Source organism: Actinomadura sp. RB99 (genome assembly GCF_014706005.1).
Taxonomy (GTDB): Bacteria; Actinomycetota; Actinomycetes; order Streptosporangiales; family Streptosporangiaceae; genus Spirillospora.
Window position 1 is genome coordinate 32,000 of the sequence record NZ_JABMCA010000046.1, and the last position, 24,672, is coordinate 56,671.

Here is a 24,672-nt window from a genome sequence, read left to right on the forward strand (position 1 = left end):
GGTGAACGCCGTCCGGTCAGCCGGGGCGGCGGCAGCGGGCGAACAGCCAGGTGCCCGGCCACGACCACAGCGGCAGCCGCCGCTCCACGGCCATCGACAGCCACAGGGCCTCGTTCGCCAGCGGGTGCAGGGGAGCGAGGTCCTCGCGGCGCGTCGTCCGGTGCCGGAGCCGGCGCAGCACGGGGCGCAGCAGCACGCCGCGGCTCCACAGCCGTTCCAGCAGCAGGCCGGCGCCTTCGAGGAGCTCGGTGAGGGCGTCGCGGGTGTAGCGGCGAACGCGCCCGAGCGCGACGTCGTGAGCCGACCACAGGGCCATGTCGCACGGGACGCACACCAGCGCCGTCCCGCCGGGCTTCAGCACGCGGGCGATCTCGGCGGCGGCGCGCTCGTGGTCGTCGATGTGCGCCAGCACGTCCATCGCGAGCGCCAGGTCGTACTGCCCGCCGGGGAGCGGGAGGTAGCGGGCGTCGCCTTCGTACGCCTCGACGCCGTGTGCGCGCGCGAGCGCGACCGCGCCCGGGTTCAGGTCGATGGCGGTCGTCCGCCAGCCGTGCCCGGCCAGCATCCGCGCGTCCGCGCCCGCCCCGGCGCCGACGTCGACGGCCGTGCCGGGCACGCTGAACCGCAGCAGCTCACCGGAGACGATCGCGCGCCGTTCCCGGTACCACCAGTTGTCGTGCTCGATCCCCGAGATCCGCTGCAGCTCGATCGTGTCCACGGGACAAGGCCACGCCATCGCGGCGGCGCGTTCCACCGTCGTCGCCGATCGCATGCCGATCGTTGACCCGCGCTTGAACCGGCTCCGAGCCTCGGCGGGCCGTCAGCGCCTGCGGCGCCGCACCAGCCAGCGGATCACCAGCAGCAGCACGACGAGCCCGCCCGCCGCCGGGACGGCCCGCTTCACCAGCGACGGCCCGGCGACCTCCAGCAGGTCGATCGCGTCGTCGTCGCGCGCGAGCCGCAGCGGCGGCCGCTCGGACGGCGCCGCGTGCCGCGGCGCGGCCGGCACGGGCCGCGCCACCTCCGCCTTCGCCGGTTCCGGTTCGGCGGGCTTCACCGGCTCGGCAGGCTTCACCGGCTCGGCGGCCTGCTCAGCGGCCTGCTCAGGGGCCTTCTCGGCGGCCGGTTCGGGTTCCGGCGCCGGCTCCTCGGCCGGAGCCTCCGGCTCCGGCGCGGCCTCCTCCTGCACGGGCGCCGCGGGCGCGGCCGTCGCGGCGGCCTCGGCCACGGGAGCCTCCGGGGCCTCCGGCTCGGCCGGCGACTCCAGCTCCGCCGCGAGCGCCTTCGCGAACCGCGCGATGATCTTCGAGCCGACCTCGGACAGGATGTTGCGGCCGAACTGCGCGGGCCGCCCCGTCACGTTCAGCTTGGTGCGCACCGACACCAGGGTCGTGCCGTCCTCCTGCTGGCGCAGCTTCGCCTGGACGGTCGCCGACGCCGTGCCGGAGCCGCGCGCCTCCTTCGCGGCGGCCTCCATCGTGACGGTGCGGGACGACTCGTCGGCCGCGACGATGCGCGCGGTGCCCCGGTAGGTGATGGTCATCGCGCCGACCTTCACCTTCAGCCGGCCCGCGTACTCGTCGCCGTCGACCGAGTCGAGGGTCGCGCCCGGCATGCACGACGCGACGCGCTCCACGTCGAGCAGCACCGACCAGGCCCGATCCACCGGCACGGGGACGGTGAATTCGTGGTCGAGCTCCATGATCATGGTCCTTATCGTCCGGTGTACTTCCTCGCGACCCTACGGCGATCACCCGGGCGCCGCCAGTGCGGGGTGTCCCCACACTCGCGGCGGCACGGGCGGCCGCGCGGCCGGGCCCCGGGGCGCGGGGACCCGGCCGCACGGCCACGACTCAGCCGCGCGCCGCGTGCGAGGGGACGGTCCCGCGCACCCGCCGAGCCGGGCCGCTCATACGTTCGCCGCCGCGCTCAGCGCCCGCGCGGTCAGCACGGACGCCAGGTGCGTCCGGTATTCGGCGGACCCGTGCAGGTCCGCGGGCGGCTCGGTGCCCTCGGCGGCGCGCGCGGCGGCGGCCTGGAACGCCTCCCGCGACGCCGCCCGCCCCCGGACGGCCTCCTCGACCCCGCTCGCCCGGACCGGCGCCGGCCCCATGTTGGTCAGCGCGACGCGGGCGTCCTCCACGGTGTCCCCCGACCGGCGCACCGCGCAGGCGACACCCACGATCGCCCACGCCTGCGCCGTCCGGTGGAACTTCTCGTAGTGCACGCCCCAGCCCGCGCCGAGCTTCGGCACCCGGACGCCGACCAGCAGCTCGTCCGGCTCCAGCGCCGAGGTCATCCAGTCGACGAAGAACTCCGCCGCCGGGATCTCCCGCTCGCCGCGCACCGACCGGGCCAGCAGCACCGCGTCCAGCGCCAGCGCGACCGCCGGCAGGTCGCCCGCCGGGTCCGCGTGCGCCAGCGACCCGCAGAACGTGCCGCGGTGCCGGACCGCCGGGTCCGCGACAGTCTCCGTCGCCCGCGCGAGCAGCGGCAGGTGCTCGCGCACCAGCGGGTCGCCGACCACCTGGTGGTGCGTCGCCATCGCGCCGATGACCACCGCGCCGCCGTCGTCGCGGATCTCCCGGAGCCCGTCCAGCCGGCCGAGGTCGATGAGCGCGTCGGGGTAGGCGAGCCGCATCCGCAGCAGCGGCATCAGGCTCTGCCCGCCGGCGAGGACCTTCGCGTCCTCGCCCGCGTCGGCCAGCGCCCGCGCGGCGTCGTCCACCGACGCGGGCCGCACGTAGTCGAACGTCGCGGGGATCACTGGGCACCTCCGGCCGATCCGAGGCCGCCGCCCGCGCCGGGCTCGGCCGTGTCGGGCGTGGACTCCGCGCGGAGCGCGCGCCACACGCGCTCCGGCGTGCACGGCATCGGGACGTCGTCCACGCCGAACGGGCGCAGCGCGTCCACGACCGCGTTCACGACCGCCGGGGTCGAGGCGATCGTGCCCGCCTCGCCGACGCCCTTCACGCCCATCGGGTTGGACGTCGCGGGCGTCTCGGTGCGGTCGGTCGTGAACGGCGGCAGGTCCGCCGCCGACGGGATCAGGTAGTCGGCCATCGTCGTCGTCGTGAGGTTGCCGTCCGCGTCGTACACGGCCTCCTCGTACAGCGCCTGCGCGATGCCCTGCGCCAGCCCGCCGTGCACCTGCCCCTCGACGATCAGCGGGTTCACGACCTTGCCGACGTCGTCCACCGCGACGTACTTGCGGATCCTCACCATCCCGGTCTCGGTGTCGACCTCGGCCGCGCACAGGTGCGTGCCGTGCGGGAAGGAGAAGTTGTCCGGGTCGAACGTCGCGTCGGAGTCCAGCGACGGCTCGATCCCGTCCGGCAGGTCGTGCGCCGCGAACGCGGCCAGCGCGACCTCCTGCAGCGTCCGGCCCTCCTGCTGGACGCCCCGGACGCCGAACCGCCCGTTCTCGAACTCCAAGTCCTGCTCGGACGCCTCCAGCAGGTGCGCGGCGACCTTCCGGGCCTTGTCGACGACCTTGTCGCACGCCGAGTACAGCGCCATCCCGCCGACCGCCAGCGACCGCGACCCGTAGGTGTCCATGCCCTTGTGCGACACGGCCGTGTCGCCGTGCAGCACCTTCACGTCCTCGAACGGGACGCCGAGCCGGTCCGCAGTGATCTGCGCCCACGCCGTCTCGTGGCCCTGCCCGTGCGCGGACGACCCCGTGACGACCTCGACCTTCCCGGACGGCAGCACCCGGACGGACGCGTGCTCCCAGCCGCCCGCGCCGTACGACAGCGACCCCAGCACCCGCGACGGCGCCAGCCCGCACATCTCCGTGAACGTCGACACCCCGATGCCGAGCTGCACCGGGTCATGGCGTTCCCGCCGGTCCGCCTGCTCGGCGCGCAGCTTGTCGTACTCGAACAGCTCCAGCGCCTTGTCCGTCGCCGCCTCGTAGTTCCCGCTGTCGTAGGTGAGGCCGGCGATCGTGTCGTACGGGAACTCCTCGTGCGCGATCCAGTTGCGGCGCCGCACCTCGATCGGGTCCATGCCGAGCTCGGCGGCCAGCTCGTCCATCAGCCGCTCGATCGCGAACGTCGCCTCGGGGCGCCCCGCGCCCCGGTACGCGTCCGTCGGCGTCTTCGTTGTGAACACGCCCGAGCACGTGAAGGAGTAGGCGTCCATCTTGTAGATGCCGTTGAACATGAACGCGCCCAGCAGCGGGATGCCCGGCGTCACCAGCATCAGGTAGGCGCCCATGTCGGCGAGCAGCTCCACCTTCAGGCCCCGGATCCGCCCGTCCCGCTCCGCCGCGAGCGTCAGCCGCTGGATCTGGTCGCGGCCGTGGTGGACGGTCATGTTCCCCTCGCTGCGCGACTCCGTCCACTTCACCGGACGGCCCAGCCGCCGCGCCAGCAGCAGCGCGAGGACCTCCTCGCCGTACACCTGGAGCTTGGACCCGAACCCGCCGCCCACGTCCGGCGCGACGACCCGGATCCGGTGCTCGCCGATCCCGGTGACCGTCGCCAGCATCAGCCGCAGGATGTGCGGGATCTGCGTCGCCGAGTACAGCGTGAACTCGTCGCCCTCCGGGACGCACAGCACCGACCGCGGCTCCATCGCCGTCGGGATCAGGCGCTGCTGCACGTACCGGCGTTCCAGCACGACCGGGGCGTCCCGCATCGCCGCGTCCAGGTCCCCGTTCTCGAACACCCACGTGTACGAGGTGTTCGTGCCGAGGTCCTCATGGACCAGGTCGGCGCCGTCCGCGACCGCCGCCTCCATGTCCACCACGGCGGGCAGCGGCTCGTAGTCGACGTCGATCTCCTCCAGCGCGTCGAACGCCGCGTACCGGTCGCGCGCGACCACGCAGGCCACCGGCTCGCCCACGTACCGGACCTCGTCCACCGCCATCGGCGGATGGTCCGGATGCTTCATGTCCTCGGTGACGACCCACGCGCACGGCAGCGCCCCCTGCTCGTCCGCGAAGTCGGCGCCGCTGAACGCCGCCACCACCCCGGGGCGGCTCCTCGCCTGCGCGACGTCCACCCCGGCGATGCGCGCGTGCGCGTGCGGGCTGCGCAGGAACGCCACGTACAGCGTCCCCGCCGGCGCCATGTTGTCGGTCCATTTCGTGCGCCCGGTGATCAGCCGGGCGTCCTCCGACCGTTTCCGGGGCGAGCCCATCTCCTTCGCGGGGCGGCCCTCGGCCGTCGCGGTCATGGCGTCACCTCCCGCTCCTGCGCGGGCGTCCGCATCTCCGCCGCGGCGCGCCGGACGGCCTTCACGATGTTCTGGTAGCCGGTGCACCGGCACAGGTTGCCCTCCAGCCCGTCCCGGACCTCCTCCTCGGACGGGTCGGGGTTCTCCCGCAGCAGATCGATCGACGCCATGATCATGCCGGGGGTGCAGTAGCCGCACTGGAGCGCGTGCTCCTCGTGGAAGGCGCGCTGCATCGGATGCTCCGCGCCGCCGATCCCCAGCCCTTCGACGGTCGTGACGTCACGGCCGTCGGCCTGGACGGCGAGCACGGAGCAGCTCTTGACGCTCATCCCGTCCATCAGGACGGTGCAGGCTCCGCAGTTGCTGGTGTCGCACCCCACGGGGGTGCCGACCTTCCCCAGCCGGTCGCGCAGATAGTGGACGAGAAGAAGCCGCGGTTCGACGTCGTCCTCGTACGTCGCACCGTCGACCTCGACACGGATACGTGGCATGCGTTTCTCCCAGGGACGTCTCGGGGTGGACCGGAGAGAGGACGTCCCCGGGCGGAGCGCGCTGGTTCGGCCACGTCATCGGGGCCCCGCCTCTCTGGAGCACTCCGCGGCGTGCCTGCCGGAACCGCTCCGCGACATGCGACCTTACGAAGGTATGCCGCGGTTGAATCGCGTACTAGACCCCGACGTGGCTTATTTGTCCCGGGACCGGGGGAGTTTCGGTCCTAGTGCACGCGCAGCAGCACCGGCCAGGTGTCCGGCCCGACGACCCCGTCCGCCGTGACGCCGCCCCACTTCTGGACGGCCTTCACCGCCGCCTCCGTGGTGTCGTCGAAGCGCCCGTTGACGGACACCTCGGGGTGGCTGCGCGCCAGCAGCAGCCCCTGCACGCTCTCGACGTGCTCGCCCGTGTCGCCCTTGCTCACCTGCGGCAGCTTGTTCACGATGGCCTCCGTCCAGTCGTCGCCGTTGTAGTCGGGCCGTCCGTAGCCCGCGATCACGTCCGCGCCGCGCACCCTGCGCTTGCAGGCGTCGGAGGTGTTGCCCTCGATCGTCTGGACCCGTCCGCCGCCGAGCGCCTTCTCGACCACGCCGACGTGGTCGATCGCGGAGATGCTGTTGGACGCGCCCCAGTCGAAGAAGACGATGTCGCCCGGCTTCGCCGCGTCGACCCGCGCGGCCGTGCCGGCGTGCCAGCGCCCGGCCTTCTGGAAGTCCTCGGCGTGCCAGACGGTGTAGGCGCGGTCGCCGCCGAGCAGGGCGGCGTCCGCGTTGCCGCTGTGCCGCGCCCAGTAGGTGATCGCCATGTCGCACCAGGACGCCTTGAGGAACTCGTCCCCGTGCCGGGCGGCGTACTCCTTGGTGATGGTGTTCGGACGGCCCGACATCCCGAGGGACTTGCGGGCCTCCGCCAGCATGCTCGCCGCCGTCATGAGAGCCCCTCCCCGCGGTGGATGCCGTCCTCGTCGGGCTCTCCGTACAGCTCGCGCAGGACCCGGTCCTCGTCGGGCTCCGTCGCGCGGTCGACGCCGGGGTTCACGTCGACCCGGTCCATATGCGACGCCTCCGCGGCGTCCGTTCGTGCTTCGGGGGTCACTGTCACTCCTCGCCGGTCGCGACCGCCCCCGTTCCGTGGGCGATCACCAACCGACCGTAATCGGATGCCCCCTACATTTCCGGTTTTCCGCCCTAATCACCTCGACACCGTCTGACCTGCCCCAAGGGCCGCCCGATCGTCACCCGCGGGTGAGCGGACGGCGCCCGGCCGGTGCGCGGGCGCCGTCCCGGACGTCACTCGTCGTCCGACTGCGGCGGGGACGTGGTCGTCGAGGTGCCGGACAGCGACCCGTTCGCGGACCCGGGCGACATCCCGCTGGACGCGCCGCCGACCTCGTTGATGATGTCGCTGCCCGGGCTGCCGTCGCCCTTGGCGAGGTTGAACGAGCGGTCGATCTCCAGCCAACTGTCGTCGCCGGCGTCGTCGCCGGTGTTGTTGAACGCGCTGACGAGGCTGTCCCCGTGCGCGGCCGGGGCCGCCGGGGCGGACGGGGAGGTGGACGCCCAGGTGACGCCGGCCGTCGCGGCCGCGGCGGCGCAGGTGAGGGCGGACAGGACCAGAAGCCTGGTGAGCATGCGCATGGTGACCCCTTTATTCGTGGACGGGTGGAATTCGTGGACGGGTGGAATTCGCGGACGGCGGATCCCGTGGGCGACGGAATTCGCGCGGAAAGGAACCCGTGAAGGACGGGAACCGTGCAAGGACGAAACATCGCGGCGACTCCCGGATGGGGAATCACCGCGATGGGCGAATGCCGGTGTTCGGAAGGCTCAGGCGGGGGTGCCCGCCATCTTCCGGCCGTTCGGCCGGTGGTGCCGGCTGATATTGCGTTCGAGCAGTTCGATGGACTCCTTGACGCCGACGGCGTCCGGCGTCATCTCGGGCAGCCGGCCGTCGGCGCCCTTCAGTTCGAGCAGCGCCGCGTCCATGGCGCTCTGCGCGGCGAACAGGCACGGCGTGCTGTAGATCGCCACGTCGACGCCGAGCTCGGTCAGCTCGGGCAGCGAGATGCGCGGCGACTTGCCGCCCGCGATCTGGTTGAACAGCAGCGGCTTGCCGCCGATCACCGACCGGACCCGGCGGATCCAGTCGACGCTGCGGACGCCGTCGACCAGGACGACGTCCGCGTCGGTCTCGGCGAGGGCCTGCGCGCGGCGCAGGATCTCGTCCTCGTCGGTGGCGTCGGTGCGGGCGACCACCACGAGGTCGCCGCGGGTGCGCAGCACCATGTCGAGCTTCTCGAGGTACTCCGGCAGCGGGAGGATCCGCTTGCCGTCGACGTGCCCGCAGCGGCGCGGCCGCTGCTGGTCCTCCAGGATGACGCCGGACGCGCCGATCATCTCCAGCTGCTCGACGACGTGGCAGGCGACCTCCGGGTCGACGTACCCGTCGTCGATGTCGACCAGCAGGTGCCGGCCGGGGAAGGCGAGCCGCAGCCGCTGCACGAACGCGACGAGGTCCGGCCAGGCGATGAAGCCGATGTCGGGCAGCCCGTAGTGCGACGCGGCGAACCCGAATCCGGACACGAAGAGGCCGTCGTAGTGCTTCGCGGCGACGGAGGCGGAGAACATGTCGAACACTCCGATGAGCGGGGTGACCCCCTCCGACATGATCTCGCGTCGTAGCTCGTCTCCGTAATTCACGTATCACTCCTCTGTTCTGGGGTGTGGCAGGCTCGTGCCGCGCGGGCACCGGGCCGGGGGAACTGTCACGCCTCGAACAACGCGGATGTGTCGCTATTCCGCGTCGCGATTAGTTACTCATCCAGAACGTATAGGAGGGGTAAAGTGAATGTAGCGGTCCACTAAAAACCGGTCATGCATCGCCGGTAATGAAGTGGCATATGGTGATTTGTAAAAGGCGTCGTCTAGGGGGCGACGTCGACCGGCGCGCTCGGGGCGTCCTGCTGCGCCGACGGGGCCGGGCGCAGGACGAGGAACGCCAGCACGGCCGCGGCGACGCCGGCGACCACGCCGACGACCGCGATGGTGGCCATCGAGTCGGTGAACGCGTCGCGCGCCGCCGCCGCGAGCCCGGCGTCGCCCTTGGCCGCCGCGACCGCGAGCGCGTCGCCGATGGACTCGCGTGCCGCGCCGGTCACGCCGTCCGGCATGTGGCTGGAGAACGCCGCCGACAGGACGCTGCCGAGCACCGCGACGCTGAGCGCCTGCCCGACCTGCTGGACGGTGTCGTTGACCGCCGAGCCGACGCCGGCGCGCTCGGGCGGCAGCGCGCCGAGCAGCGTCCCGTACGCCGCGGGCCCCATCGTCCCGCTGCCCATCCCCATGACGACGAGGGCGACGACGAGCTTGGGGTAGCCGTCGCCGGGCGACAGCGTCGCCAGCACGCCGAAGCCGGCCGCGAGCAGCAGCAGGCCGGCGGCCACCGCGACGCGGGCGCCGAGCTTCTTGTCGACCACCACGCCGACCCCGTTGAACGCCATCGCGGCGACCATCAGCGGGATGAACGAGGCGCCCGCCTTCAACGGGCTGTACTCCAGGACGAACTGCAGGTACTGGGTGAGCGCGAGCAGCAGCCCGCCCGCCGAGAACGACATCAGCACCACCGAGAGGCTGGCGCCGCTGAAGTTGCGGTCCCGGAACAGGCCCATCGGCAGCATCGGCTCCGCGCAGCGCCGCTCCCACAGCACGAACGCGGTGATCGTGACGACCGCGACGACGAACCCGCCGATGGTGCGGCCGGACGACCAGCCGTCCCGCGCGGTCTCGATCACGCCCCACACGAGTGCGGTCATCCCGGCGGTCGACAGCACGGCGCCGACCGCGTCCGGGCGGACGGCCGGGCCGCGCGACTCGGGGATGATCAGCAGCGCGGCGACGACCCCGACGACCGCGATCGGGATGTTCAGCAGGAACACCGAGCCCCACCAGAAGTCGCGCAGCAGCAGGCCGCCGACCAGCGGGCCCGCGACGGCGCCGACCATCAGCACCGAGCTCCAGATGGCGAGGGCCTTCTTGCGCTCCTCGTCGTCGAAGACGGTGGTGAGGATCGACAGGGTGCCGGGCATCAGGAACGCGCCGCCGATGCCCATCAGCGCCCGTGCGGCGATGAGCTCGCCGGACGAGTCGGCCAGCGCGGCGAGGCCGGACGCGCCGCCGAACAGGATGAGGCCGGTGACGAGGCCGCGGCGGCGCCCGAACCGGTCCGACAGGGCGCCCGCGGTGAGCAGGAGCCCGGCGAACACCAGCATGTAGGCGTCCAGGATCCACTGGATGTCGGAGTTGCTCGCGTGCAGGTCCTCGACCAGCGACGGGATCGCGACGTTCAGCACCGTGTTGTCGATGACCACCACGAGCAGGCTGAGGCAGAGCACGCCGAGGATCACCCAGCGGCGCGGATTGCGGGCGGACATGGCATCCCCGTTCGTACGGCGATCGAATTTTCGCACACTGTACTAACTTTGGTACGGCGTTCGTCAACCGATAATCTGGAGCGGCCGAGCATCCCCTGGTCAGAAGGACGTCGCATGGCCTCTGAAACCGATCCCGTCGCCGGCTCGGTCTGGCTGCGCCCCGGCCGTCCGCGCCGGGGCCGCCCGCAGCTCAGCCGCGAGGAGATCGTCGGCGCCGCCGTCGCGCTGCTGGACGCCGAGGGCATCGAGGGTTTCAGCATGCGCCGCCTCGCCGCCAGCATCAGCGCGGGCGCGACCTCGATGTACTTCTACGTCGCCAACAAGGACGAGCTGCTGGAACTCGTCGTCGACGAGATCCTCGGCGAGGTCGAGATCCCCGATCCGGACCAGGTCGGCTGGCGCGAGGCGGCGGCCGGGACCGTCCGCGCCTTCCGCGCGGTCCTCCTCCGCCACTCCTGGGTGCTCGGCCTGTTCGGCAACCACCCCGCCATCGGACCGAACGCGATGCGGGTCAGCGACCGCACCATCGCGCTGCTGACCGCCGCCGGCCTGTCCGGCGCGGAGGTCAGCTGGGCGAGCAACCTGCTGATGTCGCACGCCATCGGCTACGCGATGTCGGACGCCGCGCTGGAGCGCGCCACCCGCGACGCAGGGAAGTCGCCTGCCGACCTCGTCGAGCAGCTCCGCCCGTTCGTGGAGCGCGTCGCCGACGACTACCCCAGCTACGCCGCCTGGTGGCGGGAGAACCCGACCATCCGCGTCGAGCCGGACGTCAGCTTCGAGTTCGGCCTCGAACGGATCCTCGACGGCCTGGAAGGCTGGCTCAAGCGGAAGTCCTGACCGCTCAGCGCCGCGCGCCGGGCAGCTTCTGCGCCGGCGGGGTGTCGGTCCACCCCGCCGTCCGCTGCACCGTGTAGTACTGCGCGCTCCCGGCGGGCATCCGGCTGTTGGCCGTCCCCGGCCGCACCACCACGGCCCGGCTCGCCATCAGGAAGTCCTCGGACGGGCTGAGCATGATCTGCCATTGCAGGGTCCCGAGGTCGCGGGTGGTCTCGTCCATCGCGACGCCGAGCGCCGGGCGCCCGAGCGGGTCGCGGACCGTGCCGAGGTTCCGCACGCCCGGCAGCCCCGCGAGCATCCGGTACACCGCCGCCCGCAGCGCCTGCGACGGCTGCGACACCGGATCGCTGAGCAGGCCGGGCGTCTCCCGGAACAGCCACGCGTCCGGGTCCTTCGGCAGGCCGCCGTGGTCGCGGATCCAGGTCAGCATCGCCGTCCGCAGCCGCGCCGGGTCCTTCGGCAGCCGCGCCGGGTCCCCCTCGAAGACCCGGTCGTCGGGCCGGGGGCCCGGCGGGACGTCCGGGACCGAGACGCCCGCGTCGGGGTCCGGGTTCTCGTTCGGCTGCGGCGACCCGTCCAGCCGGTACTCCCGGGCGTCGGCCGGACTCACCGGCCGCAGCCGCACGGCGCCCATGTCGTAGGAGTGCACACCGTCCCCGTCGACCGGGTCGCGCGGCAGCCATGTCTCCGTGGGGAACGTCGCGAGCAGCGTGTACCGGTGGCCGTGATGGTCGCGCTGGATCAGCTGCCCGACCTCGCCCTCCGCGTGCCAGAACCGCTTCGGCTCGGTGTGGTCGGCCTTCTCCGCCGCAGCCATCAGCACCGCGTGCGCCGGTCCGGACGTCACGAACCGCTGCCGGGGGATGGGCTCGGGTGTCAGCGCGTTCCACGCCACCACCGCCGCGGCCGCCACCGCCGCCACGGCGGCGGCCGTTCCGGGCAGCGCCCACCTCGCCCGCGGCCGCGGGCTCCACCTCGGGCTCCACCTCGGGCGCCACCGGCCGCGCCGCCGGGCGGTGATGCCCCGCAGCACCGCCTCCTCCCTCTCCCCGTACTCCAGGTCCTCCGCGCGCACCGGGTTCGCGGCGGCCAGCAGGCCGTCCAGGTCGTTCATCGTGCCGCCTCCTCTGCGGGACTGGTGTCGTCGGTGAGCAGGGCGGCCAGGCGTTTGCGGGCGCGATGCACCCGCACCTTGAACGCCGCCGCGGAGCAGCCCGCCACGAAGGCGGCCGAAGGGTGGTCGAGGTCCTCCCAGCCGACCAGCATCAGCGCCTCGCGGTCGGCGTCCGGCAGCCGCCACAGCGCCTCCCGCAGCCGCACCTCCTCGACCACGCCCGCCGCGTGGTCGGGCGCGTCCTCGTGGTGGAGGGCCAGCCGCCCGGCCAGCCGGTCGCGCCGCCGCCGGGATCGCCGGTCGTTGTTCAGGCAGTTGTGCGCCGCCCGGTAGAGCCAGGGCAGCGGATCCTCGGGCAGCCGGTCGATGTGCCGCCACGCCGCGGTGAACGCCTCCGCCACCACGTCGTCCGCGCGTGCCTCGTCCGTCCTGCGCAGGACGTACGCCCGCACACGCGCGTGGTGCCGTCTGAACAGCACCGTGAACCGTTCCGCCGCATCGTCCGCCACTCCGACTCCAAACCCGAGATGGGGCCCCTCACCCCTAAAGGTCCGCGGAGCCCGCGCGGGTTACCGCCGATACCGGGCCGCCGGAACGGGCGGCCGGACCGGGTCGGCGGACCGGGTGGGGCGGCCGGTCCGGCGTGGTGTCAGGGGGACGGGGTGCCGCAGGTCTTGGTGATGTCGTCGGTCGCCTTACTGAAGCGGATCGCCTCGGAATCGGACAGCAGGTTCCGGCCGGTCTCGTCGCCGCCGCTCTTCTTCAGCTTCGCGCCCACGTCCAGAACGACGTCGACCTGCTGGGCCAGGTGGTCGTCCTTCAGCTTCGGCCGGACGCGGCGCAGGGCGTCGATGATCCCCTGGACGTCGTCCGACTTCGCCGGGGTGCGCAGCGCGGCGGTGATCTTCGCGCAGTCGGCCTTCCGGTGGTCGCCTCCGCCGCCGGAACAGCCGGGGACGAGGAGGCACAGGGCGAGCGCCGCCACGGGCGGGACGAGGGTGCGCACGGGGTTCACAGGGACGATGATCCCAGGTCGTGGACTGTGCCCCGATCTGTGGGGTATGTGCGTTACGTGTTCACCAGGTACCTGATCGTGACGGCGGTGCTCACCGTGATCGCGTACGTCCTGATCACCCGCTGACCGCCACCGGCCGCCGGAGGCCGCGCCGTGCCGGGGGCGCGGCCTCCGGAGCCCTTCAGCGGGCGGGGTTCAGCGTCTCGGTGTGCAGGACCTTTCCGTCCAGGTCGCGCAGACGGACGGTGAGCGCCGCGGAATCCGCGTCGATGTCGACCTCGCCGAAGAACTGGTAGCCCTCGGCGGGCGAGGTGTTGGCGTGCGGCGGCGCCTGGACGAATTTCGCGACCGGCCCGAACGTGCCGTCGAGGGCGTTCGGGCCGAAGGCGCCGGCGTTCAGCGGGCCGGAGACGAATTCCCAGAACGGGTCGAAGTCCTTGAACGCCGCTTTGGACGGGTCGTAGTAATGGGCGGCCGTGTAATGGACGTCGGCCGTCAGCCAGACCGTGTTGCGGACATGGTTCCTCTTGATGTCGGAGAGGATCCCGGCGATCTCGCGCTCGCGGCCGAGCGGCGCGCCGCCGTCGCCCTGCGCGGCCGCCTCCTGCGCGGTGCCGTCGGGGACGACGAGGCCGATGGGCAGGTCGTTCGCGATGATCTTCCAGGTGGCGCGGGAGCGGCGGAGCTCGCTCTTCAGCCAGGCGGCCTGCTCGGCGCCGAGCAGGCCGTCGCGCTGCGTCGGGGAGTCGTCCGCGTCGTTCGGCGACTTGTACGTGCGCATGTCCAGCATGAACACGTCGAGCAGCGGACCGTAGGAGATCTTGCGGTAGATGCGCCCGCCCTTCGCCGCCGGAATGGCGATCGGCGTGTACTCGAAGGCGGCGCGGCGGGCCCGCGCCGACAGTACGTCCACCCGCTTCTCCGTGTACTGCGGCAGGTCCAGGATCTCGCCGGGGTACCAGTTGTTGAGCGTCTCGTGGTCGTCCCACTGGTACAGCATCGGGACCTGGGCGTTGAACGCGCGGAGATTGGCGTCTTCCAGGTTGTAGCGGAACTGGCCGCGGTATTCGGCGAGGGTCTGCGCGACGGCGGACTTCTCCGCGGTGGTGAGATTGCGCCACGTCGACCCGTCCGGCAGCTTCACCGTTTCGGAGAGCGGGCCGTCCGAATAGACCAGGTCGCCGCTGCACAGGAAGAAGTCGGGATCGACCGCGGCCATCGCCTTGAAGATGCGGTAGCCGCCGAGGTCGGGGTTGATGCCCCAGCCCTGCCCGGCGAGGTCGCCGGACCAGACGAACCGGATGTCGCGGCGGGTGCGCGGCGCCGTGCGCAGCCGGCCGGCCACCGGCTCGGACGCCGGGCCCCGGTCCAGGCCGTCCAGCCGGACCCGGTAGTGCAGCTCGCGGCCGGGCGGCAGGCCGCGCAGGAACGCCTTGCCGGTCAGGTCGGTGTCCGGGGTGAGGACCGGGCCGCGGAGGGTCCGGGCGCCGCGGAAGTCGGGGCGGTCGCCGATCTCGACGAGCATCCGCGCGGGCCGATCCGAACGCGCCCAGATCACGGCCTCGTTCGCGGTGACGTCGCCGCTCTGCACGCCGTGGGTGAGCCGCGGGCGGCCCGTCCGCAGCAGGCCGGCCGCGCGCGCCGGGCCGTCGTTCAGCAGGGCAAAAGCCGCTCCCGCGGTCGTCACGAGACCACCGCGCAGCACGGTCCGCCGGTCCATCGCAGACTCCGTTCCTTGATCCGTTACCGGACGGATGGTGACGGACCGGGACGGATCAGGGGTGCACGGCGGGTGAACGGAGGCGTTCGGCTTGACAACCGTTGGTCACGGAGTGTCTCCTTGTTTCCATGCCAGCGCGCGTTCCCGCCGACAGCCCCGTGGCCCTCCGCCGCGTGGCCAGCGCGCTGTGTCCTGCCTGTAGCCGCTGATCATCCCGTTGCTCCCGGGTGGCGCTCACCCGGATCCGGCTCACACCAGGACATCCAGGACATGGTTCCCGATCTCACTATGCGTGGCCAGGACGACCCGCACGGCCGCACCGTCACCGCCCGCCCGCCCACCGTCGGGCAACTCGCCGCCCGCGTCCGCGAGCTGACCGGTCACCCGTCCGGCTGGTGGCGCCGCCTCGTCTTCGACGAGGCCGGCCCGGTCCGCGTCGCGCTGGACACGCCGGACGGCGTGCGGCTGTGGCTGACGACATGGCCGCCCGGCCACGGCGCGACCGTGCACGGGCAGGTCAGCACGCTGATCGCCGGCGAGCTGGCGGAGGTCGCGATCGCCGCGGACGGCGTCACGGAGCGGCCGCTGCGCGCCAACCGGATCCGCGTCCACGGCGGCCCGCAGACGTTCACGAACCCGGGCCCCGCCTTCGCCGTCAGCCTCCACGCCGCCTAGCGGCCGACCGCGCGGGCGCTGCGAAGGCCCGTGCGGGTCAGCGGCGGTGGAGGGTGTCCCGGGGGCCGTTCCGCCAGCTGACGACGAGCGCGCCGGACCGCAGGACGGCGCGGCCGCTCGTCCGGGTCCGGGAGCCCTTCGCGCAGGTCAGCTCGATCCGCGCGGACGCGTCGATGGTGCCGGTGCAGAACCCGGGGGAGTTCAGCGCGGCCGCGCCCCGGTAGAGGTAGAGGGCGACCTTCTCGCCGCCCTTCGCGGACGTCCAGGTGCCGTCCAGCGCGGTCTTCTTCTCCGCGCCGGGGCGGACGCCGTTGGTGACGACCGCCCCGGGCCTGGTCGGAAGCGGAGCGCTGCGGGAGGCGCCCCCGGACGGAGCGGTGCCCCCGCCGGACGGCGCGGCGCCGTCGTCCGAGCCGCTGCAGCCGGACGCCAGCAGGGCCAGGACGGCGAGACCGGCGAGGGCGGACCTCCGCATGTGCGCTCCTTCGGTGGTGCGGTGAGGTCAGTGCCGGGCCTTCAGCCGGAGCGTGACCTTCTTCGGGGCCTTGGCGACGTGCGCGGGCTTCTTCGCCGTCCGGGCCTTCTTGAGGAACTGGGACGCCTTCGCCTTGGCCGTGGCGGACGGGGCGAGCCCGACCGGGACGTTGCTCGGGTTGATGCCGCCCGCGAGGCTCAGCACGCCGGTGAGCGACATGGAGTTCTTCGACTCGGGCGACGGCAGCCCCATCATCTGGTTGATGACGCCGTCGAGGATGCCGAACGGGCCGCAGCCCTTAGCGGCGGGCACGGCGACCGGCGCGCTGATCGAGATCTGCGCGGCGATCCAGGAGATCGAGTCGTCGAACGCCGGGGAGCCCGCGCTGAACGTGGGGGACAGGCTCGCGTTCAGCGGGCCGATCACGCAGGACGAACCGAGCAGCTGGTTGTTGAGGTGGATGTTCAGCGACGCTTTCGCGCCGATGCCGCCGCCGTCCAGCGACACGTGGATCGGGCCGTTGAGGGACTGCGTGACCGTCAGCTTGTTGACGTCCCACATCGCGGCGGGCGACTGGCCGAGGATCGGCCCGATGAGCGGGAGCTGGCCGATGAGGCCGCCGGGCACGTCCACCGGCGCGGACTCGAGCTGCTGCCCGACGACCGGCGGGGCGAGCACCGGGTCGCCGGTCCCGTCGGCGGCGCCGAGGTAGCCGGTGATGCGGATCGCGCCGGCCGGGAGCGTCTGCTTGAACGAGCCGATGGTGACGGTGCCGCCGGTGGTGACCTGCGTCTGGCAGATCTGCCCGGCCGGGCAGCGGTTCATGAACGCGGCGGCGCCGTTCGGGTAGGCGCCGGGGGAGAAGGCGGGGACGGCCGGGTTCGGGTTGGCGGCCGGCGGCGCGGACGGGTCGAAGCGGCCGATCAGCCCGCGGCCCGGCTCGGTGATCCACAGGTCGCCGCCGGGCGCCGCGGTGATCTCGGCGGGCGCGGAGAGCGTCTTCGGCAGCCCGTACTCCTGGATCGCGCCGCTCACCGGGTCGACGCTCGCGACGTTGCTGGTCGCGGACTCGGTCACCCAGAGCCTGCCGTCCTTGCCCGCGGCGATGCCGAACGGGCGGGAGTCGGCGATCGGGGTGCCGTACTCCTGGATCTCGTGGGTGGCGGGGTCGATGCTGCCGACCTTGCTCACGCCGGGCTCGGTGAACCAGAGCCTGCCGTCCGGGCCGGCGACGATGCCGCCGAGCGCCGGCGACCCGTTCCCGCCGGACGGGGTCTGGTAGGAGGTGACGGCGCCGGTGGCGGGGTCCAGCCGGCCGATGGAGCCGGACTTGTCGGTGAACCAGACGGCCTGGTCGGGCCCGAGGGTGACGGTGGCGGGGGCGAGGCCGGTGGCGTAGGCGGTGACGTTCCCCGACGGGTCGATCCTGCCGAGGGCTCCGGAGTAGCCGCCGGTGAACCACATCGCGCCGTTCTGCCCGGCGGTGATGTCGGAGACCTGCGCGTTGGCGAAGTTCACGTCGCCGGTGGTCGGAAGTTCGTAGAGGGTGGACTTGCCGGTGGCGGCGTCGACGCGGCCGACGCGCGGGACGACGCCGGACAGGTCGGTGAACCAGACGGTGCCGTCCGATCCGGTGGCCATCCCGTCGGGGATGCCCGCCAGCTTCTGCGAGTTGTCCGGAACGGGGTACTCGGTGACCTTGCCGCCGGCGTCGACGTGCCCGATGCCGCCGGCGTTCGCGGCGAACCAGGCGCCCCCGTCGGCGCCGGCGGCGATGCCGACGGGCACGACGTCCGCGACGGGCAGCGCGGTCTCGGTCACTCCGCCGGTGTCGGCGGAGGCCGCGGGTGCGCTGAAGGCGGCTAAGGCGGTCATCCCGAGGATCGCGGCCAGCGCCAGCGACCCCGTCCTGCTGTGCCGATGGCGCATGCCATCGCCTCCCTTGACGAAGTCCCCCGAGGCGGATGAGAAGTGATCGCGCACACACAAGATCCACTGGACACTAGAAACCCGTAAGTTTTTCACGTCAACGGGATCGGTGATCCTCGTCCGCATCCGGTCAGCGGGACAACCGGGACCGCAGCGCGCGTGTCCCGGACCTGCGAAGAGAGCGACTGCGTCAGTATTCGCTGGTCAGATAGGGGGAGGCCGCCTCGCGGCCGATGAGCGGCAGCAGCACGAAATAGGTGAGGGCCGGCAGCAGCGACGGCAGCTCCTCCGCCTCGCCCGTCTCCATCTGCACGTGGATCGCGCTGTAGATCCCGCCCACGATCGCGTCGATCACCGCGACCGGGACCGGCGGCAGCGACGGGTCCTCGAAGAACCCGCGGAACCGGGCGAGGTTGTCGATCCGCGCCTGCCGCACCTGCGGGCCCGCCGCGTTCACCTCCACCAGCGACGCCCGCGCGAACCGCGGCTCCGCCGCGAGGATCGCGAGCATCCTGCGCAGCGCCGCCCGGATCCCGTCCGGCCACGACGGCGCCGCCTCGTACGCCTCGGTCATCCGCCGCAGCAGGATGTCCATGCCGCGCTGGTAGGCGGCCAAGAAGCAGTCGTCGAGATCGGTGAAGTGCGTGTAGAACGTCTTCTTCGTGACGCCCGCGCCCTCGGTCACCCGCCCGATCGTCGTGTGCGCGAACCCGCGCTCCGACACCACCTGCACGAACGCGTCGATGAGCCGCTCGCGCTGGATGCCGGCGACCGTCTCGGGCGACAGCCCGTGCCGCCCCGGCTTGATCGCGCGGCCGGGATCCAGGGCGGACCGCGAGCCCGGCAGCACGTCCGTGCCGCCGGCCTCCGGGACACCGGGCTGCCCTGCCATCACACCTCGATCCCCGATCACCTGCCGTTGGGATCACACTACTTCGCGTTCCCACCGGAGGGGGATGTCCCGGCGGTGCGGCACGGGTCACACGGAGAACGCCCGCACCTGTCCGGTGCGGGCGTTCCCCGTGGTGGGAGGGGCGGTGTGCGCGCGGGGCGCTTCCCGCGCCCCCGGCACAAGCCGGTCAGGCGGGGACGGGCTCGGCCGCGCGGTCGCGGGCCGGCGCCTCCTCGGTCCCGCCGGTCCCGCCGGTCCCGCCGGTCTCGTCCGGCGTGGACGGGGCCGACGTCAGCTCCTTCGGCGGGCCGTTGAACACGGCCTCGTCCAGCAGCCCCTCCGACCGCGCGACCAGCACCGGGACGGTGAGCTGGCCGGTGACGTTCAGCGCCGTCCGGGCCATGTCGATGACCTTGTCGATCGCGATCAGGTAGCCGACGGCCTGCAGCGGCAGCCCCACCGTGGTGAGGGTCAGCGTCAGCGCGACCAGCGCCGGGCCGGGCGTGCCGCCGGTGCCGAGCTGCCCGATCACCGCGGCCAGCGCGATCAGCGCGTAGTCGGCGATGCCCAGGTGGACGCCGGTGTACTGGGCGACGAACACCGCCGCGACCGCCGGGTAGATCGCACCGCAGCCGTCGAACTTGATCGTCGCGCCGAGCGGCTGCGCGAAGTTCGCGTACTCCCGCTGGACGCCGTTGCGCTCGATCGACACCCGCTGCGCGATCGGCAGCGTCGCCAGCGAGGACGACGACACGAAGCCGAACTGGATCGCCGGCCAGGAGTTGCGCAGGAACTTCAGCGGGCTCACCCGCCCGAACACGCGCAGCAGCACCGGGTACCCGACCAGCAGCATGATCGCGACGGCCAGGTAGATCGCGCCGGTGAACTTCGCCAGCGGCGCGAGCGAGCTCGGCCCGTAGGTCGCCACGACCGAGCCGATCAGGAAGAAGGACCCGATCGGGGTGAGCCGCACGACCCACCACACGACCTTCTGCATCACGACGTACAGGTCGTCGATGAGGCTCGTCAGCCGCTCGCCGCGCGGCCCGATCGCGACCAGCGCCGCGCCGAACAGCACCGCGAACGTCACGACGCCGAGCACGTTGCCGTCCGCCATCGCCTTGACGATGTTGGACGGGAACAGGTTGTGGAGCACCTGCGTCCAGGTGACGGGGTCGGTGGTGGCGGACTCGCTGGCGAGCTTCCCGAGCCCCTGGCCCGGCTTGATCAGCAGCGCGACGGTCAGCCCGATCGCGGTCGCGATCGCCGAGGTCACCACGAACCAGCCGAGGGTCTTCGCGGTGAGCCGCGCGACGCTGCCGACCCCCCGGAGCCTGCCGACGCTCACCACGATCGCGGCGAACACCAGCGGCACCACGACGACCTTCAGCAGGCTGACGTAGACGTCACCGAACGGGTCGAGCCAGTCGGCGGCGGTCTTCTCGCCGCCGCCGAAGTTGTTGATCAGGGCGCCGGCGGCGACGCCGAGCACCAGCGACAGCACGATCTGCTGCCAGAACTGCCATTTCCAGACACGCGGATTCATCGAGGGGTTCTCCAGGGCAGCCGTGGACCGGCTGTGACAAGGGGACGAGCGGTGGGCGCGGAGAGGCTCAGCGGCTACACAGCACGCTGGCGAGGCGGCACAGGTCCACGTGCAGCCGCGCCACGAGCAGGACGCTCTTCCCGGAGAACTTCACGAATCCTTCGAACAGCCGCCCCCGGAGCGGATGTTCCCGGCCACCGGGGTGACTCCCGTCACCTCAGCCGCCTGCGGCGGGCCCGGGTCAGCACCCGGACGGTCCCGACGACCCCCAGCCCGATCAGCACGACCGGCGCCATCACCGCCGCCTCGACGGCGTCCCCGCCGGACAGCCCGTCCGCGAGGAAGATCCCCGCGAGCGCGAGGAAGAAGATCCCCGTGACCGGCCCGGCCGGGTCGAACCTTCGACGCCCCTCAGACACGGTGCACGTCCACGTCCCCGACCTTGCCGCGGATGCGCAGGTCGATCTCGGGCGGGTTCTTCACGGCCGTCCCCTCCGGCTCCAGCACCCGCACGACCTTGGCGTTCGGGCCGCTCGTGGTGCGGTACTCGATGCGCAGGTCGCCGAGCGCGATCCGGGCGTCCAGCCGGACCCGGACGCCCTGCGGCACCTTGACCTCCATCCCGCCGAGGCCCACGCGGGCGTCGACCGAGACGCGCTGGCCCGTGGACAGCGGCAGCGCGGTCAGGTCCAGGGTGCCCTGCCCTACGCCGATCCGGTACTCCTGGTGCGTGCTGGTCGCGTTCATCGGCCGCCACTCCATGTCGCCGTACTTCAGGTTCTCCGGCAGGTCCGCCGCGGCCGAGGCGGCCAGCAGCGACAGGGCGAGCAGGGTCCCCGCGGCGGCGAGGCCGCGCGTCCGGAACCAGCCGCCGACGATCAGGCCCAGCCCGACGACCGCGAGCGCGGGCGCCATGACGATCAGCGCCGCCTCGGGCGCCGGGTACCCGCGGGCGACGGGGATCAGCGCGGCGCCGGCGGCCATCGCCGCCAGCAGCGTGATCGTCGCCGCGGGCGACTTCGGGCGCTCGCGCCGCCGCTCCGGCGGGGGCGCCTCGTCCCAGGGCTCCGCGGGCCGCTCCGCGGTGCGGGAGCGCCCGAAGGTGGCGAGGTCGATCATTCCCTCGGGCAGGCCGCCGCCCGTCCGGACCGGCGCCTCCTTCTCCAGCGAGACGCTCGCCGCCGAGGCCCATTCGCCGGACGGGCCCGGCGGGTGCCCGGCGAACCGCTCCGGCAGGGACCTGGCCGCGCCGACGAGGTCGACGCCCCGCGCGTGGGCGACCAGCATGACCAGCCCGAACACCACCAGCACGGCGATCGAGTCCGTCGACACGCCGCCGAACAGGCTGAGCGCGACGCCGAGGCACAGCAGCGCCCCGAGCGCCGACAGCACGGCCGGCGCGTCGAACCACCGGCGGAACAGCCGCTCCGCGGGCGACGACTCGCCCGGGCTCGACGGCATCAGCAGGGCGGCGACGATGTAGAGGAAGACGCCCTGCCCGTGCGCGAGGACCAGCAGCCCGAACCCCACGCGGAAGACGACGGGGTCGATCCCCGTGTACCGCCCGAGCCCGGTGCAGACCCCGGCCAGCACGCGCCGCTCCGGATTCCGTGCCAGCCGCCGGCGCTCGCCGGCGTTCCGTTCCTCGACCATGCCCACCATCGTGTCCGCTCCCGCCGCCCCCCGGTATCGGGGACGACCCTGACCCGTCCCGGATATGGCGCCCTCGCCGCCGCGGACCCGGCCGGCGGAAACGGATTGACGGCACTGCGACGATCGCGGCATGGGAACCGATATCAGCGGATACATCGAGTGCCGCGAACGGCCCCTCCGGCCGGACGCGTCCGGGTCATGGCGCGCCGCCATGGACCTCGACCTGCTCTACGACGATCGGCACTACGACGCGTTCGGCTGCCTGTTCGGGGTGCGCAACTACGCCTCGTTCCGTCCGCTGGCGGCCGGGCGGGGGCTGCCCGAGGACGTGTCCGACGCCGTCCGGGAGGCGGCCGAGAGCTGGGAGCACCACGACGCGACCTGGATCAGCTGGGCCGAGGTGGCGAGGGTGGACTGGGACGAGCCCGCCGAGAGCGCCGACCAGCGGCTGCGCCAGTACCTCCGCCGACCCGACGGCACTCTGGAGCCCATGGGAAAGAGCCTCTGGGGGCCGAGCCTCATGGAGGCGACCGGTGCGTCCTACGAGGACGTTCTGGAGGGCCGGGTGCGCTGGTCCGAAGGCCAGGAGTTCGAACTCGGCGACCTCGTCTTCCGAGCGGTGACCCTCCGCCGCCGCGACGTGGTGCCGCCGGACGGGGCGTGGCGGCACGTCTGGCGGGTCATGGAGACGCTCGCCGAGCGGACCGCGCCGGACGACGTCCGCCTGGTGGTCTGGTTCGACTCCTGACGGGCGGGCCGCGAGGGCGACCCTGAGGGAAATCGGGGTGCGGCCCTGATGCGGGGCGGCGCGAGGCGTGTGACGATCGGTGACGTGGGAGTACGTGGCGAAGGCCCGCAGGACGCGGGGGCGGCGGGCGGGGTGACGGCCGCGCCGTCGGCCGGGCCCGAGGGGGCGCGGCTGGAACGGATGCCGGAAGGGCGGCTCGTCGCCGGGGTGGCGCGCGGGCTCGCCGCGCACCTCGGCGTGGACGTGCTGATCGTCCGGTCGGCGTTCGTCCTGCTGACGATCGCGAGCGGGCTCGGGCTCGCCGCGTACGGCGCGTTCTGGATCCTGGTGCCCGCGCGGGAGGGCGCGGCGGTGCGGCGGGGCCGCGACTGGGGGCAGCTCGCCGCCTACGCCGCGGTCACGCTCGGCCTGGCCGCCCTGCCGTGGGGGGCGGCGGGCGAGGCGGGCGGGCTGATGCAGTGGGCGATCTGGCCGTTCGTGCTCGGCGGCGTCGGCGTCGCGATCCTGTGGCAGCAGGCCGACCGGGACCAGCGGCAGCGGTGGGTGCTGCCGCTGCGGCAGCGCTGGCTGCGCAGCCTGCTCGGGCTGCTGCTGGTCGTCGGCGGCATCGGCGGGTTCGTGGCGCAGCGGGTGGACGTCGGGCAGGCCCGCTCGGTCGTCATCGCGATGCTGATCATCCTGACCGGGGTGACGCTGATCGTGACGCCGTGGGTGGTGCGGCTCTGGCAGGACCTGGACACCGAGCGCGCCGAGCGCGTCCGGTCGCAGGAGCGGGCGGAGCTGGCGGCGCACATCCACGACTCGGTGCTGCACACGCTGACGCTGATCCAGCGGAACGCGCACGACGCGCGGGAGGTGCAGCGGCTCGCGCGCTCGCAGGAGCGGACCCTCCGGACGTGGCTCTACCAGCCGCGCTCGGACCCGGACCAGACGTTCGCCGCCGCGATCAAGGCGGCGGCGGGCGAGGTCGAGGACGACCACGGCGTGCCGATCGAGGTGGTGTGCGTCGGCGACACCGAGCTGGACGACCGGCTGGGCGCGGCGCTGCAGGCGGCGCGGGAGGCGATGGTGAACGCCGCGAAGTACGCGGAGTCGCCGTCGGTGTCGGTGTACGCGGAGGTGGAGGGGGAGAAGGTCGCCATCTTCGTCCGGGACCGGGGGAAGGGATTCGACCTGGATCAGGTCCCGGAGGACCGGATGGGCGTCCGGGGGTCCATCATCGGACGTATGGAGCGCAACGGCGGCAAGGCCACCGTCCGCACCGCCCCGGGGGAGGGCACCGAGGTCCGGCTGGAAATGGAGAAGGCGTGAGCGAGCTGAAGCGGGTCGTGCTGGTCGACGACCACCAGATGTTCCGGACCGGGGTGAAGGCGGAGCTCGGCGGCGGCGTCGAGATCGTCGGGGAGGCCGGCGACGTCGACGAGGCGGTGTCGGTGATCCGCGCGACGACCCCGGACGTGGTGCTGCTGGACGTGCACCTGCCCGGCGGCGGCGGCATCGAGGTGCTGCGGCGGCTGAACGGGGTGGTGCCGTCGCGGTTCCTGGCGCTGTCGGTGTCGGACGCGGCGGAGGACGTGATCGGGGTGGTGCGGGGCGGCGCGCGCGGCTACGTCACCAAGACGATCTCGGGTCCGGAGCTGACGGACGCGATCGGCCGCGTCGCGGAGGGCGATGCGGTGTTCTCGCCGCGCCTCGCGGGGTTCGTGCTGGACGCGTTCGCGGCGACGGACGTCCCGGCGGTCGACCCGGAGCTGGACCAGATCACCCAGCGGGAGCGGGACGTGCTGCGGCTGATCGCCCGCGGCTACGCCTACAAGGAGATCGCCAAGGAGCTGTTCATCTCGGTGAAGACGGTGGAGACGCACGTCAGCAGCGTGCTGCGCAAGCTCCAGCTGTCGAACCGGCACGAGCTGTCCCGCTGGGCGGCCGCCCGCCGCCTCGTCTAGCGGACGGACCGGGG

25 protein-coding genes are annotated in these 24,672 nt (G+C 73.0%); 5 read left to right on the forward strand and 20 right to left on the reverse strand.

Annotated features, from left to right (window positions below):
- Positions 1-16: 16 nt before the first annotated feature.
- From amrb99_RS32365 to amrb99_RS32410, 10 genes are all read right to left on the reverse strand, one after another.
- The gene (locus tag amrb99_RS32365; protein WP_347256948.1) at positions 17-718 is read right to left on the reverse strand and encodes a class I SAM-dependent methyltransferase; all 702 of its coding nucleotides are present in this window, start codon (positions 716-718) and stop codon (positions 17-19) included.
- Between the two features lie 102 nt (positions 719-820).
- On the reverse strand, positions 821-1,702 hold the full coding sequence (locus amrb99_RS32370; RefSeq protein WP_241756137.1) for an SRPBCC family protein: 882 nt from the start codon (positions 1,700-1,702) through the stop codon (positions 821-823).
- Positions 1,703-1,909: 207 nt separating this feature from the next.
- Positions 1,910-2,767 carry an FAD binding domain-containing protein gene (locus amrb99_RS32375; protein ID WP_190863276.1) on the reverse strand — a complete coding sequence of 286 codons (858 nt, stop codon included), beginning with the start codon at positions 2,765-2,767 and terminating at the stop codon, positions 1,910-1,912.
- The gene (locus amrb99_RS32380; protein WP_190863278.1) at positions 2,764-5,184 is read right to left on the reverse strand and encodes a xanthine dehydrogenase family protein molybdopterin-binding subunit; all 2,421 of its coding nucleotides are present in this window, start codon (positions 5,182-5,184) and stop codon (positions 2,764-2,766) included. Before amrb99_RS32380 ends, amrb99_RS32375 begins: the two co-directional genes overlap by 4 nt.
- Positions 5,181-5,675 (reverse strand): (2Fe-2S)-binding protein, encoded by a 495-nt coding sequence (locus tag amrb99_RS32385; RefSeq protein ID WP_190863281.1) that lies wholly within the window; start codon positions 5,673-5,675, stop codon positions 5,181-5,183. The genes amrb99_RS32380 and amrb99_RS32385 overlap by 4 nt, the downstream gene beginning before the upstream one ends.
- Before the next feature lie 224 nt (positions 5,676-5,899).
- Positions 5,900-6,607 carry a peptidoglycan-binding protein gene (locus tag amrb99_RS32390; RefSeq protein ID WP_190863283.1) on the reverse strand — a complete coding sequence of 236 codons (708 nt, stop codon included), beginning with the start codon at positions 6,605-6,607 and terminating at the stop codon, positions 5,900-5,902.
- The gene (locus amrb99_RS32395) at positions 6,604-6,771 is read right to left on the reverse strand and encodes a hypothetical protein (protein WP_190863380.1); all 168 of its coding nucleotides are present in this window, start codon (positions 6,769-6,771) and stop codon (positions 6,604-6,606) included. Before amrb99_RS32395 ends, amrb99_RS32390 begins: the two co-directional genes overlap by 4 nt.
- A 194-nt stretch (positions 6,772-6,965) precedes the next feature.
- Positions 6,966-7,313, reverse strand: coding sequence for a hypothetical protein (locus amrb99_RS32400; protein WP_190863286.1), 348 nt, complete (start codon positions 7,311-7,313; stop codon positions 6,966-6,968).
- A 189-nt stretch (positions 7,314-7,502) separates the two neighbouring features.
- A complete protein-coding gene (locus amrb99_RS32405; RefSeq protein ID WP_347256949.1) occupies positions 7,503-8,375 on the reverse strand; it encodes an isocitrate lyase/PEP mutase family protein in 873 nt (290 codons plus the stop codon).
- Positions 8,376-8,599: 224 nt separating this feature from the next.
- Entirely contained in the window at positions 8,600-10,105 is a 1,506-nt protein-coding gene (locus tag amrb99_RS32410) for an MFS transporter (protein WP_190863288.1), read from the reverse strand.
- 114 nt (positions 10,106-10,219) lie between these two features.
- On the opposite strand from amrb99_RS32410, the gene amrb99_RS32415 reads away from it, so the two are divergent.
- The gene (locus amrb99_RS32415; protein ID WP_190863290.1) at positions 10,220-10,945 is read left to right on the forward strand and encodes a TetR/AcrR family transcriptional regulator; all 726 of its coding nucleotides are present in this window, start codon (positions 10,220-10,222) and stop codon (positions 10,943-10,945) included.
- Between the two features lie 4 nt (positions 10,946-10,949).
- On the opposite strand, the gene amrb99_RS32420 is transcribed toward amrb99_RS32415, so the two are convergent.
- The 4 genes from amrb99_RS32420 to amrb99_RS32435 form a co-directional block, all read right to left on the reverse strand.
- Complete coding sequence (locus amrb99_RS32420) at positions 10,950-12,059, reverse strand: CU044_5270 family protein (protein ID WP_190863292.1); 1,110 nt, start codon at positions 12,057-12,059, stop codon at positions 10,950-10,952.
- Positions 12,056-12,568 (reverse strand): RNA polymerase sigma factor, encoded by a 513-nt coding sequence (locus amrb99_RS32425; RefSeq protein ID WP_190863295.1) that lies wholly within the window; start codon positions 12,566-12,568, stop codon positions 12,056-12,058. The genes amrb99_RS32420 and amrb99_RS32425 overlap by 4 nt, the downstream gene beginning before the upstream one ends.
- A 140-nt stretch (positions 12,569-12,708) precedes the next feature.
- The gene (locus tag amrb99_RS32430; protein ID WP_190863297.1) at positions 12,709-13,074 is read right to left on the reverse strand and encodes a hypothetical protein; all 366 of its coding nucleotides are present in this window, start codon (positions 13,072-13,074) and stop codon (positions 12,709-12,711) included.
- Between the two features lie 181 nt (positions 13,075-13,255).
- Positions 13,256-14,794 (reverse strand): alkaline phosphatase D family protein, encoded by a 1,539-nt coding sequence (locus amrb99_RS32435; protein WP_190863299.1) that lies wholly within the window; start codon positions 14,792-14,794, stop codon positions 13,256-13,258.
- 288 nt (positions 14,795-15,082) lie between these two features.
- On the opposite strand from amrb99_RS32435, the gene amrb99_RS32440 reads away from it, so the two are divergent.
- On the forward strand, positions 15,083-15,469 hold the full coding sequence (locus amrb99_RS32440; protein ID WP_241756138.1) for a cysteine dioxygenase: 387 nt from the start codon (positions 15,083-15,085) through the stop codon (positions 15,467-15,469).
- A gap of 37 nt (positions 15,470-15,506) precedes the next feature.
- Here the strand turns inward: amrb99_RS32440 and amrb99_RS32445 are convergent, their stop codons facing one another.
- From amrb99_RS32445 to amrb99_RS32470, 6 genes are all read right to left on the reverse strand, one after another.
- Positions 15,507-15,944 carry a hypothetical protein gene (locus amrb99_RS32445; protein ID WP_190863304.1) on the reverse strand — a complete coding sequence of 146 codons (438 nt, stop codon included), beginning with the start codon at positions 15,942-15,944 and terminating at the stop codon, positions 15,507-15,509.
- Positions 15,945-15,971: 27 nt separating this feature from the next.
- A complete protein-coding gene (locus tag amrb99_RS32450; protein WP_190863306.1) occupies positions 15,972-17,873 on the reverse strand; it encodes a hypothetical protein in 1,902 nt (633 codons plus the stop codon).
- Positions 17,874-18,063: 190 nt separating this feature from the next.
- The gene (locus amrb99_RS32455; RefSeq protein WP_190863308.1) at positions 18,064-18,765 is read right to left on the reverse strand and encodes a TetR/AcrR family transcriptional regulator; all 702 of its coding nucleotides are present in this window, start codon (positions 18,763-18,765) and stop codon (positions 18,064-18,066) included.
- 187 nt (positions 18,766-18,952) lie between these two features.
- Entirely contained in the window at positions 18,953-20,311 is a 1,359-nt protein-coding gene (locus tag amrb99_RS32460) for a dicarboxylate/amino acid:cation symporter (protein ID WP_190863310.1), read from the reverse strand.
- A gap of 212 nt (positions 20,312-20,523) precedes the next feature.
- Positions 20,524-20,730, reverse strand: coding sequence for a hypothetical protein (locus tag amrb99_RS32465; protein ID WP_190863312.1), 207 nt, complete (start codon positions 20,728-20,730; stop codon positions 20,524-20,526).
- Positions 20,723-21,964 (reverse strand): PspC domain-containing protein, encoded by a 1,242-nt coding sequence (locus amrb99_RS32470; protein WP_190863315.1) that lies wholly within the window; start codon positions 21,962-21,964, stop codon positions 20,723-20,725. The genes amrb99_RS32465 and amrb99_RS32470 overlap by 8 nt, the downstream gene beginning before the upstream one ends.
- A gap of 130 nt (positions 21,965-22,094) precedes the next feature.
- Between amrb99_RS32470 and amrb99_RS32475 the strand changes: the two genes are divergently transcribed.
- The 3 genes from amrb99_RS32475 to amrb99_RS32485 all read left to right on the forward strand — a co-directional run bounded on the left by amrb99_RS32475 (position 22,095) and on the right by amrb99_RS32485 (position 24,658).
- On the forward strand, positions 22,095-22,712 hold the full coding sequence (locus amrb99_RS32475) for a hypothetical protein (RefSeq protein ID WP_190863317.1): 618 nt from the start codon (positions 22,095-22,097) through the stop codon (positions 22,710-22,712).
- Between the two features lie 180 nt (positions 22,713-22,892).
- Positions 22,893-24,023, forward strand: coding sequence for an ATP-binding protein (locus amrb99_RS32480; RefSeq protein WP_206700190.1), 1,131 nt, complete (start codon positions 22,893-22,895; stop codon positions 24,021-24,023).
- The gene (locus tag amrb99_RS32485; protein WP_190863322.1) at positions 24,020-24,658 is read left to right on the forward strand and encodes a LuxR C-terminal-related transcriptional regulator; all 639 of its coding nucleotides are present in this window, start codon (positions 24,020-24,022) and stop codon (positions 24,656-24,658) included. The genes amrb99_RS32480 and amrb99_RS32485 overlap by 4 nt, the downstream gene beginning before the upstream one ends.
- Positions 24,659-24,672: the final 14 nt, after the last annotated feature.

Excerpts from the sequence above, each read along its gene's own strand:
- amrb99_RS32440 (WP_241756138.1), top strand. The coding sequence starts at position 15,083 with ATGCGTGGCCAGGACGACCCGCACGGCCGCACCGTCACCGCCCGCCCG.
- amrb99_RS32380 (WP_190863278.1), bottom strand. The coding sequence starts at position 5,184 with ATGACCGCGACGGCCGAGGGCCGCCCCGCGAAGGAGATGGGCTCGCCC.
- amrb99_RS32475 (WP_190863317.1), top strand. The coding sequence starts at position 22,095 with ATGGGAACCGATATCAGCGGATACATCGAGTGCCGCGAACGGCCCCTC.
- amrb99_RS32420 (WP_190863292.1), bottom strand. The coding sequence starts at position 12,059 with ATGAACGACCTGGACGGCCTGCTGGCCGCCGCGAACCCGGTGCGCGCG.
- amrb99_RS32415 (WP_190863290.1), top strand. The coding sequence starts at position 10,220 with ATGGCCTCTGAAACCGATCCCGTCGCCGGCTCGGTCTGGCTGCGCCCC.
- amrb99_RS32445 (WP_190863304.1), bottom strand. The coding sequence starts at position 15,944 with ATGCGGAGGTCCGCCCTCGCCGGTCTCGCCGTCCTGGCCCTGCTGGCG.
- amrb99_RS32390 (WP_190863283.1), bottom strand. The coding sequence starts at position 6,607 with ATGACGGCGGCGAGCATGCTGGCGGAGGCCCGCAAGTCCCTCGGGATG.
- amrb99_RS32400 (WP_190863286.1), bottom strand. The coding sequence starts at position 7,313 with ATGCGCATGCTCACCAGGCTTCTGGTCCTGTCCGCCCTCACCTGCGCC.
- amrb99_RS32455 (WP_190863308.1), bottom strand. The coding sequence starts at position 18,765 with ATGGCAGGGCAGCCCGGTGTCCCGGAGGCCGGCGGCACGGACGTGCTG.
- amrb99_RS32450 (WP_190863306.1), bottom strand. The coding sequence starts at position 17,873 with ATGCGCCATCGGCACAGCAGGACGGGGTCGCTGGCGCTGGCCGCGATC.
- amrb99_RS32480 (WP_206700190.1), top strand. The coding sequence starts at position 22,893 with ATGCCGGAAGGGCGGCTCGTCGCCGGGGTGGCGCGCGGGCTCGCCGCG.
- amrb99_RS32460 (WP_190863310.1), bottom strand. The coding sequence starts at position 20,311 with ATGAATCCGCGTGTCTGGAAATGGCAGTTCTGGCAGCAGATCGTGCTG.
- amrb99_RS32470 (WP_190863315.1), bottom strand. The coding sequence starts at position 21,964 with ATGGTCGAGGAACGGAACGCCGGCGAGCGCCGGCGGCTGGCACGGAAT.
- amrb99_RS32410 (WP_190863288.1), bottom strand. The coding sequence starts at position 10,105 with ATGTCCGCCCGCAATCCGCGCCGCTGGGTGATCCTCGGCGTGCTCTGC.
- amrb99_RS32385 (WP_190863281.1), bottom strand. The coding sequence starts at position 5,675 with ATGCCACGTATCCGTGTCGAGGTCGACGGTGCGACGTACGAGGACGAC.
- amrb99_RS32370 (WP_241756137.1), bottom strand. The coding sequence starts at position 1,702 with ATGGAGCTCGACCACGAATTCACCGTCCCCGTGCCGGTGGATCGGGCC.
- amrb99_RS32435 (WP_190863299.1), bottom strand. The coding sequence starts at position 14,794 with ATGGACCGGCGGACCGTGCTGCGCGGTGGTCTCGTGACGACCGCGGGA.